Origin of the sequence: Peribacillus sp. NPDC097198 (assembly GCF_044762055.1) — a bacterium.
GTDB lineage: Bacteria > Bacillota > Bacilli > Bacillales > DSM-1321 > Peribacillus.
The window spans coordinates 419,412-435,082 of record NZ_JBIWDO010000003.1 but is presented as its reverse complement, the minus strand read 5'-3'; the positions used below and the strand labels follow the sequence as shown (position 1 = coordinate 435,082).

19 protein-coding genes and 1 pseudogene are annotated in these 15,671 nt (G+C 39.3%); 3 read left to right on the top strand and 17 right to left on the bottom strand.

What is annotated here, in order from left to right:
- The first annotated feature begins 287 nt into the window (after nucleotides 1-287).
- Nucleotides 288-855 (top strand): annotated as a pseudogene (locus tag ACIQXQ_RS07590) (Crp/Fnr family transcriptional regulator).
- A 94-nt stretch (nucleotides 856-949) separates the two neighbouring features.
- Nucleotides 950-1,918 carry an NAD(P)-dependent alcohol dehydrogenase gene (locus ACIQXQ_RS07585; protein ID WP_402956452.1) on the top strand — a complete coding sequence of 323 codons (969 nt, stop codon included), beginning with the start codon at nucleotides 950-952 and terminating at the stop codon, nucleotides 1,916-1,918.
- 270 nt (nucleotides 1,919-2,188) lie between these two features.
- Here the strand turns inward: ACIQXQ_RS07585 and ACIQXQ_RS07580 are convergent, their stop codons facing one another.
- The 3 genes from ACIQXQ_RS07580 to ACIQXQ_RS07570 all read right to left on the bottom strand — a co-directional run bounded on the left by ACIQXQ_RS07580 (nucleotide 2,189) and on the right by ACIQXQ_RS07570 (nucleotide 3,712).
- Nucleotides 2,189-2,611, bottom strand: a complete 423-nt coding sequence (locus ACIQXQ_RS07580) for an MDR/zinc-dependent alcohol dehydrogenase-like family protein (RefSeq protein WP_402956450.1) — start codon at nucleotides 2,609-2,611, stop codon at nucleotides 2,189-2,191.
- A 21-nt stretch (nucleotides 2,612-2,632) separates the two neighbouring features.
- Complete coding sequence (locus ACIQXQ_RS07575) at nucleotides 2,633-2,836, bottom strand: hypothetical protein (protein ID WP_402956448.1); 204 nt, start codon at nucleotides 2,834-2,836, stop codon at nucleotides 2,633-2,635.
- Between the two features lie 123 nt (nucleotides 2,837-2,959).
- Entirely contained in the window at nucleotides 2,960-3,712 is a 753-nt protein-coding gene (locus tag ACIQXQ_RS07570) for an SDR family oxidoreductase (RefSeq protein WP_402956446.1), read from the bottom strand.
- A 152-nt stretch (nucleotides 3,713-3,864) separates the two neighbouring features.
- Between ACIQXQ_RS07570 and ACIQXQ_RS07565 the strand changes: the two genes are divergently transcribed.
- Nucleotides 3,865-4,551 carry a tyrosine-type recombinase/integrase gene (locus ACIQXQ_RS07565; RefSeq protein ID WP_402956444.1) on the top strand — a complete coding sequence of 229 codons (687 nt, stop codon included), beginning with the start codon at nucleotides 3,865-3,867 and terminating at the stop codon, nucleotides 4,549-4,551.
- 257 nt (nucleotides 4,552-4,808) lie between these two features.
- On the opposite strand, the gene ACIQXQ_RS07560 is transcribed toward ACIQXQ_RS07565, so the two are convergent.
- The 14 genes from ACIQXQ_RS07560 to ACIQXQ_RS07495 form a co-directional block, all read right to left on the bottom strand.
- Nucleotides 4,809-5,588 carry a sulfite exporter TauE/SafE family protein gene (locus ACIQXQ_RS07560; RefSeq protein WP_402956442.1) on the bottom strand — a complete coding sequence of 260 codons (780 nt, stop codon included), beginning with the start codon at nucleotides 5,586-5,588 and terminating at the stop codon, nucleotides 4,809-4,811.
- A 50-nt stretch (nucleotides 5,589-5,638) separates the two neighbouring features.
- The gene (locus ACIQXQ_RS07555; protein ID WP_402956509.1) at nucleotides 5,639-5,866 is read right to left on the bottom strand and encodes a sulfurtransferase TusA family protein; all 228 of its coding nucleotides are present in this window, start codon (nucleotides 5,864-5,866) and stop codon (nucleotides 5,639-5,641) included.
- A 39-nt stretch (nucleotides 5,867-5,905) separates the two neighbouring features.
- The gene (locus ACIQXQ_RS07550; RefSeq protein WP_402956440.1) at nucleotides 5,906-7,033 is read right to left on the bottom strand and encodes an MBL fold metallo-hydrolase; all 1,128 of its coding nucleotides are present in this window, start codon (nucleotides 7,031-7,033) and stop codon (nucleotides 5,906-5,908) included.
- 55 nt (nucleotides 7,034-7,088) lie between these two features.
- Nucleotides 7,089-7,484, bottom strand: coding sequence for a DsrE/DsrF/DrsH-like family protein (locus ACIQXQ_RS07545; protein ID WP_402956438.1), 396 nt, complete (start codon nucleotides 7,482-7,484; stop codon nucleotides 7,089-7,091).
- Between the two features lie 32 nt (nucleotides 7,485-7,516).
- The gene (locus ACIQXQ_RS07540; RefSeq protein ID WP_402956436.1) at nucleotides 7,517-8,086 is read right to left on the bottom strand and encodes a sulfurtransferase TusA family protein; all 570 of its coding nucleotides are present in this window, start codon (nucleotides 8,084-8,086) and stop codon (nucleotides 7,517-7,519) included.
- 52 nt (nucleotides 8,087-8,138) lie between these two features.
- Entirely contained in the window at nucleotides 8,139-8,435 is a 297-nt protein-coding gene (locus tag ACIQXQ_RS07535) for a rhodanese-like domain-containing protein (protein WP_402875408.1), read from the bottom strand.
- A 19-nt stretch (nucleotides 8,436-8,454) separates the two neighbouring features.
- Nucleotides 8,455-8,820, bottom strand: coding sequence for a rhodanese-like domain-containing protein (locus ACIQXQ_RS07530; protein ID WP_402956507.1), 366 nt, complete (start codon nucleotides 8,818-8,820; stop codon nucleotides 8,455-8,457).
- A 20-nt stretch (nucleotides 8,821-8,840) separates the two neighbouring features.
- On the bottom strand, nucleotides 8,841-9,320 hold the full coding sequence (locus ACIQXQ_RS07525; protein ID WP_402956435.1) for a DsrE/DsrF/DrsH-like family protein: 480 nt from the start codon (nucleotides 9,318-9,320) through the stop codon (nucleotides 8,841-8,843).
- 164 nt (nucleotides 9,321-9,484) lie between these two features.
- Nucleotides 9,485-9,745, bottom strand: a complete 261-nt coding sequence (locus tag ACIQXQ_RS07520) for a metal-sensitive transcriptional regulator (RefSeq protein WP_402956433.1) — start codon at nucleotides 9,743-9,745, stop codon at nucleotides 9,485-9,487.
- Nucleotides 9,746-9,953: 208 nt separating this feature from the next.
- Nucleotides 9,954-10,700 (bottom strand): CDP-diacylglycerol--serine O-phosphatidyltransferase, encoded by a 747-nt coding sequence (gene pssA, locus ACIQXQ_RS07515; protein ID WP_402875403.1) that lies wholly within the window; start codon nucleotides 10,698-10,700, stop codon nucleotides 9,954-9,956.
- 305 nt (nucleotides 10,701-11,005) lie between these two features.
- Nucleotides 11,006-12,598, bottom strand: coding sequence for a long-chain-fatty-acid--CoA ligase (locus ACIQXQ_RS07510; protein WP_402875401.1), 1,593 nt, complete (start codon nucleotides 12,596-12,598; stop codon nucleotides 11,006-11,008).
- A gap of 42 nt (nucleotides 12,599-12,640) precedes the next feature.
- A complete protein-coding gene (locus tag ACIQXQ_RS07505; protein WP_402875399.1) occupies nucleotides 12,641-13,045 on the bottom strand; it encodes a PaaI family thioesterase in 405 nt (134 codons plus the stop codon).
- A 176-nt stretch (nucleotides 13,046-13,221) separates the two neighbouring features.
- Entirely contained in the window at nucleotides 13,222-14,370 is a 1,149-nt protein-coding gene (locus ACIQXQ_RS07500; protein WP_402875397.1) for an acyl-CoA dehydrogenase family protein, read from the bottom strand.
- A 106-nt stretch (nucleotides 14,371-14,476) separates the two neighbouring features.
- Nucleotides 14,477-15,652: a thiolase family protein gene (locus ACIQXQ_RS07495; RefSeq protein WP_402956505.1), complete on the bottom strand. Its 1,176-nt coding sequence runs from the start codon at nucleotides 15,650-15,652 to the stop codon at nucleotides 14,477-14,479.
- Nucleotides 15,653-15,671 lie beyond the last annotated feature (19 nt).

The window sequence follows — 15,671 nt, the reverse complement described above, 5'->3', positions numbered from 1 at the left end:
CATACCATATGTGCCGACTGTATGTGGCAACACATTAATGCTTGAGGATTTAAGTAATTGGCTAGGTCCTACAATCGTAGAACCTGGTCCTTTTTAGTATGCCTAATTTTTCTTTTGGAATGTTATTAGATTAATTTTTATATGCTTTATTATAACTCCTTTCTTTACTAAAGCATCCCTTTAGTTGAATAGTAAAAGAGATGCTATTTCTATTGTTTCTATCTAATAAAGGTGTTGAAATGATTAAGATACATTTAAATTGCTTCAATTAGAGAGGGAGAGAATATATGATTGATATACTCTTAAAATATATGTCTGACTTTACTTTAATCAGCGAAGATGAACAGCGGGCAATCTGATGAATATAAAAAAGGACAATATCTTCTTAGACAAGGAGAACTTTCCGCCATTAAATGTTATTTCGTATTAATGGGGTGTGTTAGGAAGTTTTTTATAGATGAATCAGGTAAAGAAGTAACATCAAATTTTTTTACTGAAGATCAAGCTATTCCAATTATCAACGAAAAGACTCAAGATGACTTATCTAAGTATTCATTATTGTGTGTTGAAGATTGCATATTAGTTGTTGGTGATGTTGATTCTGAAAATACGATGTTTAACAAATACCCACAACTTGAAATAATGATACGCAAAATGATGGAAATAAACGTTGGTGAAATACAAGAACAATTCGGTGAATTTATTGGTTCTTCTCCAGAAGAACGATACGAATCTGTTTTAAGGAAACGCCCCGAGTTAATTGACCGTTTACCACAACATCAATTAGCTAGCTATCTTGGAATTACTCCTGAGTCGTTAAGTAGAATAAAAAAACGAATTAAAAAAAAATTATAAAGTATCTAGAAATTAACTTAAGTTAATGAACGGTTTTTATCACCTTGTTATTATTAAATTTAATCAAAGATATTAGCATTTGGAGGGGATTTTTATGAAGGCGATAGTTTGTGATAAATATGGTTCGCCCGATGTACTTGAATTAAAGGAGGTAAAAAAACCTTTCCCTACCGAGAATCAAGTATTAGTTAAGGTTCATTCAGCATCTTTAAACTTTGGCAACTTAGTTCTTTTGAAAGGTAAACCCTTCTTAGCCCGTTTTGCCTTTGGACTAACAAAACCAAAATACTCAATTCCAGGAGGTGACATAGCTGGTACAGTTGAAGCTGTTGGGGAAAAAGTTAAACTATTTAAAGTAGGTGATGAAGTATTTGGTGACCTCTCTGGTTGTGGCTGGGGTGGTTTTGCTGAATATGTAACGGCCCCCGAATTTGCTTTAGCCATAAAGCCAACCAATATCTCCTTTGAGGAAGCTGCTGCTACTCCTATGGCAGGCGTGACTGCCTTACAAGGACTACGTAATAAAGGTGAAATTAAATCGGGGCATAAAGTATTAATCTATGGCGCATCTGGAGGCGTTGGTACTTTTGCGGTACAAATTGCTAAATCATTCGGTGCTGAAGTAATGGGCGTATGTAGTACACGAAACGTTGAAATATTGCGTTCTCTAGGAGCAGATCATATCATTGATTATACAGAAGAGTATTTCGCACAAGATAAGGAATGTTATGATTTGGTTCTAGGCGTGAATGGTTCTAATTCCATTGCAGCTTATAAACGTGTACTAAAATTAAATGGGAAATTTGTTCACGTAGGAGGTTCCGAGTCTCAACTTTATCAAACATTATTTCTTGGACCTTTTATTTCATTGACTGGAAGCAAGAAAATAAGTAGCCTGTTACAAAGAGCAAATCAAAAAGACTTAAATGATATAAAAGAGTTACTTGAAATGGGAAAAGTAAAACCAATAATTGATAAACGATTTAAGTTAAGTGAAATAACGGAAGCATTCAAATATTTTCAAGAAGGTCACGCTAAAGGTAAAGTGGTGATTACTTTATAATGAGTGCCTTGCTCCACCATAAATAAATTAGAAATACGATACCAAAACTTCTAAACATTCTACTTTTTATTTTATTTCACTATTAAACCAATTCTAACCAAGCGACCGCTTCACAATGTGTAGAATGTATGTGGCAACACATTGGTGCTGATGGGTTTAATTAATTTGACTCGATTCCTATTTAAGTGGAATCGATATTTTTTTATTCCTCTTTATCGGTATATTTTATATTGTTGCCGACGCAAGTGCAGTTATTGCTGTACTATTATATCAGCCGTTACTATCAGGAGATTGGTTTATGGCCGCAGTGAATGTTTCGGAGACAGCCGTTTTGGTTGGTGTAATGAATGACATCGTATTTTTTCCGTTGTGAGCGAAATCTTCCTGGATATAAGACGTACTACAAACTGCGGTTACTTCAGCGCCAAAATCCACAGCAAGCTGAACAGCAAAATGCCCCACTCCACCCGATGCACCATAGATTAAAACCTTATCGCCTGCTTTTAGCTTCCCTACATCTCGTAATGCTTGTAGAGCGGTCTGTGCAGCGCATGGTATTGCGGCTGCCTCTTCAAACGTTGCATTATTTGGCATAAATGTCAGAACATTTTCTTTTGGGCAGACATATTCAGCATGGGAACCGACGCAACTTCCAAAAACACGATCGCCAATTATTTTTTCCCACGGCTTCAACGGTACCTGCGACGTCTATTCCTAGAATTTGCGTTTTTGTTTTATAAGGCCATTCTCCATTCTTGTTGGCAAATAACCTTTTCGATATAGAATGTCATATTTAATTACAGAGGCGGAGACCACTTTAATTAATACCCTATCTTCATCTTTGATGAACGGTTTCTCAACATACCTAATCTCCATTACTTCAGGGGAACCATAAGAACTATAAATTGCTGCTTTCAACTGTTTAACCTCCTGTAATTATCAAATCGTTCGATATCATCAATTCCTTTCAAAAAAAAATGAAACCACTTTATATGCTGTTTACTTGATACCTTATTGATAAATTCACTCAGTAAATTTAATTCAGCTTATTCCTAGATATTCCTCATAAGTAATCATCCCTTTCTTTTGCATAGGATTTGTATTTTTTCCTTCAGTCAAAGAATTGTATAGTTTTCCTGAAAAAGGAATGCTTAAAACATCATTGGTTTCATTGTTAACCTTAATTTTCAACTCCGCCATTTCTCTTAATGTCATTATCTCTGGACCACAGAAATCATCTAATTTTCCTTGTGGGCCTTTATTAACTAAATCGATTAAATGTCTAGCGAATTCATTAACATCCACGCTTTGAAATTTAATCTTTCCAGGGACTATATATCTTTTAAAGAAAGGTTTTGATAAGAATAAATTCTCAACAAAGCTATGAAACTGAGTTGCACGAGCAATTGTATAAGGTACAGAACTATTTTTTAATAATTCTTCTGCTTTGTATTTAAGTTTATAATATTTGAAGGGGATTTCCTCAATACCTACAATTGATGGATAAATAAAAAGTTTTATATGATGCAACTTGCTTAAAAGTTTTTCAAACCCATCAACCTCAATGCTTTTAGAATTTTTTATCGGACTAGTTGCTGCGTGAATAATTACATCAACATCTTTTACCGCTTCTTCTATACCTTCGCCAGATAATAAATCGCTGTAAACCCATGTAAAGTCTACTCCTTCTGGTTTTCTTCTCGAAGTTATTTTTACTTGATAATCTAAACCTTTTAATTGCTTTAACAAAGCCGACCCTAATTTTCCTGTTGAACCAGTTACAAGTATTCTCAAGTACAACTCTCCCATTCAGATGGATTATCTTTGTACTGTATATTCAGAAGTTGGTTACTTTATTCTACTAACCTCCCTATATGATTGACCAATTGTATGCTCAAAAGTTAAATGAAGGACGATCAAATGCTTATGTAAAGAAGATCCATAACTTGTTATCAAAAGCATTGCAAAAAGCGTTGAAATGGGGTCTAATTCAAAGCAATCCTTCTAAAGATGCCGCTCCGCCATCCATTCATAAGAAACACAAACAAGTATGGACATTGGATGAAGCAAAAGGATTCCTAAAGGTTTGTGAAGCAGAAAACTGCCTCGCTCTTTTTCTAGTTGCACTGTTCACTGGCATGAGAAGAGGTGAAATCCTTGCCTTGCGCTGGAATAACGTTGATTTAGAAAAAGGTGTGATTCATGTTGCTGAAGCTTTAGCACGAACAAAAGCGCATGGGCTGAAACCGAAAGAGGTGAAAACCGCTCATTCAGAACGAGCAATATTTCTTTCTCCCAGCCTCACAGAAGCTTTGACCATACACAAACAGCACCAAACCGATAATCCTTTGGATCTCGTTTTTCCTTCGAAAAAAGGAACGTATGTCGAACCAAGGAATTTGCTGAGGATGTATAAAAGCTTAACGGAAAAAGCAGACGTTCCGTATATTTCTTTTCATAATCTTCGTCATACACACGCAACCATGTTAATGCGTTCCGGTGAGAACCCAAAGGTTGTATGTGAGCGATTAGGGCATGCACGAGTCAGTATCACGCTCGATATTTATTCACATACAAATGAGGAGATGCAGCGAAAAACGGCCGAACGATTTGACCAGAACTTTTGGACATAATGGACAAAAAAGAAAATACGACACAAGCTGGAACCCTTGACACGATTGATGTAAATGGATGTTTTGTGCAGTGTTTGTCCAATTTCTGTGTAACGCATAAAAAAACAGCTAAAAATCAAGGTGTCAGAAAATAAACAAAAAGCCGCAAACCCTTGATACACAAGGACTTGCGGCTTCCAGAAATGATGATTCCGACTGGGTTCAAACCAGCGACCTCTACCCTGTCAAGGTAGAGGTCTAATATTCTATTACCAATTCTACAACAAAATCCCCATCCAAATCTTAACCGCCGTCGCTAATATTAATAGTGCCAATATAACTTGAAGGATTTTTGTGTTCATTTTCTTCCCTGCCATGGCACCAAGTGGGGCTGCGATGATACTTGCAACTACCATGATGATTGCCGGGTAATAGTCAACTTGGCCTGTAGAGATCTTGCCGACTGTTGCCCCAATGGAGGAAATGAAGGTAATGGCTAGTGAAGAGGCAATGGTTACCCTCGTCGGTATTTTCAAGACAACGAGCATAATCGGAACAAGTAAGAAGCCCCCTGCTGCCCCGACAACCCCGGAACCTAAACCGACTATTAAGGCAAGTACTGTCGCTAACCATTTATTAAACTTGACCTGGTCCAACGGGATATCATCGATTCCTTTTTTCGGTATGAACATCATCACAGCTGCTATTAAAGCAAGCAGGCCATAGACAATATTGATACCGTCTTCCGACATCGATTCCGATCCGAAACTCCCAATCACACTTCCTATTAATACACTGATACCCATGTAGAGGATAAGCGGCTTGTTTAAATAACCACCCTTACGGTAAGCCCATACACCCCCGATGGAGGCGAATAATACTTGTACGGCGCTGATACCTGAAACTTCGTGGGCACTGAATGCCGCTAAACCGAAGATCGGTGGAATGTATAAAAGCATCGGGTACTTGATGATCGACCCGCCTATGCCAAGCATTCCTGAAATATAGGAGCCAATGAAACCAATTAAAAATATGGTGATGATAAAAGTAATGTCCATGTCAGTCTCTCCTTTAGAAGAAGGGAACCTAATTGGTCCCCTTATCTTTATCAGCCTTTTCTAATCCAGAATTTCAACACGCCATTATCTTCTGCCATTTCAATTAGCTCATGTCCGCCTGATTTTGACCAAGCCGCTAAATCTGCTTTTGCGCCTTTATCTGTTACATGTATTTCCAATACTTGACCGGATTCCAATTCATTCATCGCTTTCTTTGTTCTTACGATTGGCATTGGACAAGCCAATCCCTTAGCATCTAATATCTTTTCTGATTTCATCATGATAAATCTCCTCTATTCATAGTTTTTTGTGATGTTTTATCGTACCGCACAACGATTCGGTCCAATTTCCATTTCACGTTGTTTTTCCTCATCAGGCGTGATTTTCCCCATGTTCGTTTGACGGATTTCTTGGTAAGAATTCGGTTGTGGAGGTAGGTTTCCCGTTACCATCTTTCTGAACTCTGCTTCGTCTGCAATATTCAGGCCATGATTTTCTTCAAACAACGATCCTAACTTCTTAGCGACACTGCCGTCTTCGTTCAATTCTTCAATGATCATGAAATGAGATGGAAGGACAATCAACTCGTCTGATAGTTCTTTGTAACGTGTATAAAGGGTTTCTCTCAAGTCGCCAACCCAATCCTCAGCCAATCCAGCTAAATCCGGTCTACCAATCGAATCGATGAATAGAATGTCCCCTGTCAAAAGGTATTTTTCATCGACAACAAATGAAGTAGAACCAATTGTATGTCCTGGAGAATATAGAGCTTGGATTTCAATAGCCGTGTGACCGATTTTAACTACTTTACCATTCTCTAAAGGCTCATATCCAAAGACAACTTCGGTTGCATCTTTTGGTGGCAACCAATACGTTGCATTCGTGCTTTCTGCAATTTGTCGACCACCTGAAATATGGTCAGCATGTAAGTGTGTATCAAATACTTGTGTGATCTTTGCACCAATGCTTTCTGCAAAATCAAGGTAGGTATCAATCATCCTGGTAGAGTCAATAATGGCTGCTTCTCCGTTGGAAACGACCATGTAGGACAAGCATCCTTTTCCAAGACGGATAAATTGATAGATCTCCCCACCATCCTTCAAATCGCCAATTTTCAATGGCTCTAAGTGTTCACTCCACGCTTTCATTCCGCCCTTTAAGTAAGAAACCGTTAGCCCTGCATCAGATAGCATTTCCGCTACCATAACGGATGAACCTTCTTTTGCACATACCACCAAAACTTCCTTATTGGCAGGGATTTTATCCATGACTTCATCCACACCATCTAGCAATTCGAAGTACGGCATATTAAAGTATTCGAAACCCTCTCCTTCAATTTTCCAATCGTTAAAATCATTTTCATTACGAACGTCAAAGATAAATAGGTCATCTTTATTGATTACTTTCTTTGCCACTTCTTTAGCTGTCATTTCATTGTATGGCATTCTATATACCCCCTACAGTATATTTAATTTCAAATTTTTTTATTTTTTTTAGCTATTAAAATGTTAAAGTAACATCCGCATCTTTAGCGAATTCCAAGAATGTTACGGCGCCGCCCACTTCAATTCCGTCGACGAAATCTTCCTTCACTAGTCCCATAACATCCATTGTCATTTGGCATCCTATGAATGTAACGCCCAATTCTTGAGCCATAGCAAGTAATTCTGGAATGGCCGGTACATTGGCCTTTGCAAATCCTTCCGCAAAATGTTCTTTTCCTTCTGGCATCGGAAGTTGTTTATTGCCTTCCTTGTGGATTAAGTTTAACCCTTCAAATGTGAAGAAAATGGCTACCTCTTGATCTGTTGCTGCCGCTGCTGTGGCAATATTAAAAACTTTATATGCGTCAAATAATCCACCGTTACTAGCGATGATTGCTACTTTTTTAGTCATCCTTCATTCCTCCATATTAGTTTTAGTTTTTATTACTTCACTGACTTTTCTGTCGGACCATTCCATTGGCTCATGCCAGGCATAACATTGATTACTTGTTTAAATCCTGATTCAGTTAGTTTTTGCGCAGCTAGGTCACTTCTGCTCCCAGTACGGCAAACCACGTATATCTCGGATTCTTTATCCAATTCACTTAGACGGCCATCCAATTCACCAAGGGGAAGGGATTGTGCCGTGGGAATGTGTTCAAAAGCAAACTCTGCTGATTCTCGTACATCCAGTACGACGATATTCTGTTTGGCTTCCAGCTTTTGTTGAAGCTCCTCATTAGAAATGACGTTCGGGTGTCTCTTTTCCATACTTTCTTCTCCGCTTGACTTACGAAGGTAATGTTTCAGAACCGTTCCTTCTTCGACTGTACCTAAATATTGATGACCTGTACTCTCTGCCCAAGCTTTCATGTCGGCCGTTGAACCTTTATCCGTTGCTTGGACTTCCAATACTTCACCGGACTCCAAGGCATTTAAAGCCTTTTTGGTTTTGACAATGGGCATCGGACATGCTAATCCTCTTGCATCTAAAACAGAATTTGTTTTAATCATGTTTCTTCCTCCTCGATTTATACTGCATGGGGTATTTAACTATTCAAAAAAATTACGCGGTTGGTCCGTTCCAGGCAAGCATTCCGCCTGTCATATTGATTACTTGATACCCATGATCCTCAAGTAGTTTTACGGCCTTTGAACTTCTACCACCAGAGCGGCAGACCATGATATATTCTTTTGACTTGTCCAGATCTTGCATCTTGAATTCTATTAGTCCTAAAGGTATATGCATGGCAGATGGGATTTTACCCGTTTTCACTTCATCCACTTCACGTACATCGATAATATTCACTGGTGCCTTTTGATTTAAAAGAGTTTCGACTTCCTGTGTTGAAATTTCCTTCATAGCAGACTTCCTCCTTTTATTAGTGCCAAGCACTCATTCCGCCTTTAACATTCGTGATTTCTATGAATCCCATTTTTTTCAATAACTTACTTGCCTTACTGCTTCTCATACCACTTTGGCAGATTACGAAAACTTCTTGGTCTTTAGAGAGTTCTTTCACTCTATTTTGCAGTTCGTATAAGGGAATGTTTTTAAATCCCTTGATATGTTTTCCCCTAAACTCATTAGGCGTCCGGACATCAATATATTGCTTACTTTGATTATTTAATTGTGTTCTTAATTCGATCGTAGTAATCTGTTTAATCCCTTTTGCCGGAATAAATCGTTGATACAAGAACCAGACGATTATAGCAATCATGAGGATATTTAATAGTGTACCCAATATAGCTTGATTCCTCCCTTACCTTAGATAAATAAGTTGACGTTACCATTTTCTGCGTCAGCTAAATAAGCAGCCACACCCGCATATTCAATGCCTTCTAGTAATTCCTCTTGCTGCAAACCAAGTAAATCCATGGTCATCGTACAAGCGATCAGTTTCACTTCTTGTTCTTGGGCCATTTCAATTAAACTGGGGAGGGACATGGCATTATGTTTTTTCATGACATGCTTGATCATCTTAGGACCCATGCCTGCAAAGTTCATGTTGGATAATCCCATTTTATCTGCACCACGCGGCATCATTTTTCCAAACATCTTTTCAAGGAAGCCTTTTTTCAATGTCAATGGCTCATCTTTTCGTAATGCATTCAACCCCCAGAATGTATGGAAAATGGTCACTTCATGATCATAAGCCGCCGCTCCATTTGCAATAATGTAAGCAGCCATTGCCTTATCATAGTCTCCACTAAATAAAATGATCGTCGTTTTTTTCTGTTCTGTCATTAGTATTTCCCCCTGTATTCAAATTACCCTATTGGGTATATTTTTTAAAAAATTTACCTGCTCCCGTTATACACCCAGGGGTATATATGAGACAAAAAAATAATAGTAGTCAACCCACTTGAGAGCTGGACAGTCTACATAATTGCGTTATTTATTGGGCTATATTATCTACTTTTGATTAGTAATTCAACAGCTTCTTTGACAAGGCTATCTGTATCTTCGCCTTTCATGACATTCTCCCTCACACATTGTTCCAGATTTGCGCTAACAATGACTCCCATCGTCCTATCAATCGCATTTCGAGCTGCTGATAACTGAGTGACGATATCTCTACAGTCCTTGCCATGTTCCATCATGCCTAGCACACCTTTAATCTGGCCTTCAATTCGTCTTAACCGATTGATGACGCTTTTATCGTATTCCATGATCTATACCCACCCACCTATCTATATAGACAAACAAAGAACCTGTGGAACAACTTATATCCCAATAATATACCTGCAGGGGTATAATGTCAAACTAAATTCTTTCACTTTTATTTCGAACAAAAACTAAAGACTAGACGGTTTCTTGTTATCGAAAAAAAGGGCCATCCCAGAAGTCATTATCCATGCCTTTTGGGACAGCGCCTTTTTATTGTTTCATCCTTTTCTTACGAATCACTTTGATTTTTTGCTTTTTAACTTTCTTTTTGTTTGGGAATTTTGGTTCTTTTTCTTTTATATATCTCACCACAATTAACAATATATAGGTTCCTAATGCAATATAGAAAGATATCGGAACAGATTCAAATTTAGATTTAGCCACTAAATAAAATGAATAGAATAAAAACAAGGTAATAAGAACACTATTCTTCGGTCTGCCAACTTTTTTGAAGCTTGGGATTTTCATTGTACTTACCATCAATATACACAGTCCATAATACAGGATAATAAATATCCATAATGGTACGGATCCTGAAAACAAGACGAAAAAAGCCACAATTCCGCCTGCTAATGTGATGGGAACCCCTTTAAAGTATTTTACAGATTCCGCTTGATCGGTAATGTTAAACCTGGCCAATCGGTATGCACCGAATAGAGGGAACAAACCGGCGATTAGCATCCCAACTTGTCCAAAGTCGTTGAAATATGTATGTATGGCTAAAAAGGCGGGGGCTACTCCAAAAGATACGATATCGGCAAGTGAATCCAATTCTTTCCCCATCTCATTAGATACCCCAAGGATCCTTGCCACCCTGCCATCCAATGCATCCAGCATTAACGCGATAAAAATCAATATCGTCGCATTTCTTAAATCACCAGTAATAATACATCCTATCGCTAAGAACCCACATAATAGATTTCCCAAAGTCAGCATATTAGGTATATGTTTTTTCATCCTACACTTCCTTAATTCCTAAATTAAACTTTCCTTTGCTTTTACATTGATTTGAAAAAGCTTAACTTGTTCTCCTCTAATTATAACTTCATACCAGTATTATGGCTAAGATTATATTTACAAGTCCCTCTATTTCCAATTATAGGATTTCGAGCACTATTTTTAAATATAATCTTAGCAATAAAAAATAGGACATAAACAATGATGAACATCGTCTTGTCCTTAATATAGAGTATGTAGAACTGACCAAGATTTTTCAGGATCATTAATTGTGCGGAATTATTAAACCTATCAACGGTAAGTTCTTAAGCTTTAGTCCGCTTGCTTTCTTCCTCAACCAAAACCCGTCGTAAAATTTTTCCAACCGCTGACTTCGGAATAAGTTCCCTAAACTCTATCACTCGTGGAACCTTATAATTAGCCAAACGTTCATTGCAGAACTTTATGATATCCTGTTCTGTTGCAATTACCCCTTTCTTTAGCACGATTATAGCTTTGACGGTTTCCCCGCGATAGGTATCCGGAATGCCAAATACGCAAGCTTCTTCCACTCCGGGATGCTGATAAATGACTTCCTCTACTTCAATCGGATAAATATTATAGCCGCTTGCAATGATTAGCTCTTTTTTCCTGCCCACAATAAAGAAATACCCTTCTTCATCCATTGTGGCTATGTCTCCGGTATATAACCAACCCTCCCTTAATGCCATTGAAGTTTCCTCTAGATTTCCCCAATACCCCTTCATCACCTGTGGACCCTTAATGATTAGTTCCCCTGCCTGATTGTACGGCAGCTCCGCTTTCCCCGTTTCGATATCGACGATTTTGGCATCAGTGTTAGGATAGGGAATACCAATGCTTCCTATCTTTCTTTGACCTTTTACTGGGTTTCGATGGGTGGTAGGTGAAGTTTCCGACATGCCAAAGCCTTCTGATATTGACACACCGAATTTACGCTCAAATTGATGGATAACTTCCACTGGAAGGGGCGCCGAGCCACAGCTGCAGTATTTAAAACTGCTGAGATCTTGCGCTGTCAAATCCGGATGATTTAGTAAAGCGATATACATGGTAGGAACGCCTGGAAAAATGGTCGGTCTATGTTTTCTAATCAAATCGACGACCTTGTTTATTTCAAATCTCTCTAGAGTGATGTACGTTGCTCCCGCATAAAAAGCACTGTTCATCCTGCCATTACCGAATACATGAAACAGTGGCGTCAATCCAAGCATACGCTCACCCGGTTTTTGCAGTTGAAGGGCGTTGGCTGTATATGCAAAATCTTGTATGACATTGGCAATCAGGTTGAAATGAGTGAGCATGACCCCTTTGGCTCTTCCTGTAGTTCCCCCTGTATATTGGAATAACGCAATATCTTCTTTTGGATTAATATCCAGTTCAGGGAGTTCATTATCGCCTTCTTTCCATGAATAGTAACTGTCTTCCTGCATTTTATTTGCTGAAATAATCGTGAGCCTATCTGCCAAACCAGTTTGTACTATCTTTTTCTTTTGTTCATCATTTCCAATTAACCATGTGGCATTGGAATCCCGTAATATATAGGCTAGTTCATTTGCCTTATACATCGGGTTCACTTGTACCACCACGCCTCCCAAACGGTGGATAGCATAATAGGCAATGATGTATTCTATACAATTGGGTAACATCAATGCGATTCTATCCTCTTTTTTAAATCCCCACTTGTTTAATGAACCTGCAAAACAATCAATTTTTCTCTTCAATTCCAAATAAGAAAGTTCCCTTTCTCCATCAATAACAGCTTTGGTGGATGGGTATTGTCGTGCCGAATGGTCCAATATTTCGTATATAGACATTAAAGGAATTTCTACCTCAAAGGGGGTATCTTCCGGATAAGATTTCTGCCACACTCTATTCATCGGCTTCACTCCTTCTTCTTTTTCCACCGCCAATCACTATTTTCATTCATCTCGAATCAATTTGAATACCCCCGTACCTTTTGCAATGAGATTTCCAGCGGAATCTTTAATTTCTCCTTCTGCAAAAGCGGTTTTGTACCCCTCCTGAAGAATCTTGGCTTCCGCATATATTTCTCCTGATGACAGGCTGCCGAGATAATGAACAGTCAAGCTCGTCGTCACAACACGTGCTTTAGTCAGAGAACGTATTACTATCCCAAGAATGGTGTCAAGCATGGTCGCATGAATACCCCCGTGCAGCGTTCCATTTACATTAAGCATATGTTTCTCGATATTTAATTTCAAAAGGACATTTCCTTCTTCAAATCGAATAATTTCAAATCCAATATATGCAAAGAATGGACTGCTCTCGAATTGGTTGCGAATATCCTCCACATTAGTTGTCAAATTATTCTTTCCCCCTCTTATATAAAAATCACACTTGCTTCATATAGGTCCTAAAAAGGCTCATATCATACCTTCAACGTCTGGAACTGAACAGTTCTCATATAGCTGTCCAGTTCGCTTCCTTACCAAGCAACTTTATATGCACAACTCCTTCACTTGATACTAAAGTACATCATTCAGTACTCATTCAAAACATTTCTAGCAATGATGAGCCGTTGAACTTCGTTTGTTCCTTCATAGATCTTTGTAATGCGAGCATCGCGATAAAAGCGTTCCACTGGATATTCTGCCATATACCCCATACCCCCGTGAATTTGAACCGCTTTATCCGCTACTCTATTAAAAACATCGGAAGCGAACAGTTTAGCCATGGAGGCTTCTTTGATCACCTTTTTCCCCTCATCAATCTTTTGTGCTGCCATCATTGTCAAGGCCTTTGCGGCTTCTGTTTCTGTTGCCATGTCCGCTAGCATCCATTGTATGGCTTGATTATCTGCAATTGGTTTACCGAATTGAATCCGCTCTTTTGCATATTTGGTAGATAGCTCGATTAATTTGCCGCATGATCCTACCGCCCTTGCGGCAAGTCCGACACGGCCTTCCCCTAATATTCTAAGAGCTGATATATATCCCATACCCACTTCACCAATGACATTTTCTTCAGGAATGATACAATTTTCAAAAATGACCTGAGATGTATACGAACCTCTTAATCCCATTTTCTTGTCCTTTTTACCGACAGTGACCCCAGGGAAATTTCTTTCCACCAAAAAGGCAGTTATCCCGCCTTTGGCCCCCTTATCTTTATCCGTTAACGCAAAAACTGTGTAAACATCAGCAATCGGTCCATTGGTGATGAAATGCTTTGTACCATTCATCACCCAATAATCGCCCTTTTTCTCTGCCGTCGTCTCCAAATTGGTCGCATCCGAACCTGCACCAGGTTCGGATAAAGCGAAAGCGGCTATTTTATTACCCGCCGCCATTTCAGGCAAATATTTATTTTTCAACTGTTCAGATGCAAGCCTTACCAGGCCTGTGCTTCCAATACCGGTATGAGCACTTATTAACGAAACAAACCCATTGTGCGTTCTGCCTAACTGCTCTAATACAGTCGCCTTTTCTACTGTATTCAAGCCAATTCCACCGTATTGTTCCGGGATGCTAATCCCGAATAATCCGAGTTCTTTGGACATTTCAACAAGATGTTGTGGGATGAGATCCTCTTCTTCAATTTGTTGGGCTAGAGGCTCTACTTCCTTTTCAACAAAATTCCGAATCATTGCTTTCATTTGTTCCATTTCTTTCGTTAAAGTAATGGTCATAATTCAAATGCCTCCTAATAGTGGATTTTTTTAATTCGTCTGATTCGCAAATGGAACAATTCTATTAAAAAAATGCTAGTGAATTTCCTTCCGAATTTAAGAAAAATCAACCTTCCCGTTCTAAGATTGTGGCAATTCCTTGCCCACCACCAATGCACGCCGTAATGAGAGCATATCTTCCTTCAGATCGTTTCAATTCATGGGCCGCTTTCGTGATCAGAATTGCACCTGTGGCACCAAGTGGATGTCCGTGAGAAATCGCCCCTCCATTCACATTCACTTTGGCTGGATCCATTTCCAATTCCCGATTACAGGCAATTACTTGCGACGCAAAAGCCTCATTAATTTCGATAATATCCATATCGTTTAGCGAGAGCCCTGATTTTTCCATGACCTTTCTTACTGCTGGAACCGGTCCGATTCCCATGATGTTGGGATCGACACCAGCAACCGCGTGTGCTCTAATCACCGCTAGAGGTTTAATTCCCAATTCATCTGCTTTCTCCCTAGACATAATAATGACAAGAGCAGACGCCGCATCATTTAAACCCGAACTGTTTCCGGCCGTTACGGAGCCACCTTCAAGGAATGCAGGAGGAAGTTTCGCTAGCGCTTCTTTGGTTACTTGCGGACGTGGATGTTCATCTACTTTGAATCCTACCGGCTCTCCATTTCGAACCGGGATGTTCACTGAAACAATTTGTTCAGTAAAGCGTCCCTCTTCCATCGCTCTCGCCATCTTTTTCTGGCTCTCAATGGCGAACTCATCTTGTTCTTCCCGGCTGATCTCATATTTTGCAACTAAATTTTCGGCGGTAATTCCCATCGGTGGATTGCCTACCTCTTTTGGAGATAACTGAGATTTCCTGAAATTTGGTGGAGAAGAGCTATATGGTTTATCCGGACGATCCATCAAATAAGGAGCCCGGCTCATGCTCTCAACTCCTCCAGCGATATATACGTCCCCATCACCCGCCCAGATTGCTTGTGCAGCCAAATTGACCGCATTGATTCCGGACCCACATTGGCGATCGACCGTTAAACCCGGTAATTGCATGGAAAGACCTGTCTGAAGGGCGGTTAATCGAGCGATATTGCCTCCTCCGCTTAAAACATTCCCCATGATGACATCGTCCACCATTTCAGGAGCTACATTTGCGCGTTTCAATGCCTCTTTTACCACTTCTGCCCCAAATACGTGTGCGGGTACTGTCGCTAGTGCGCCCCCTCGCTTCCCAATCGCCGTTCTTACTGCTGAAACAATGACAGCCTCTCTATTCACATCTCTATTCATTTCCTCA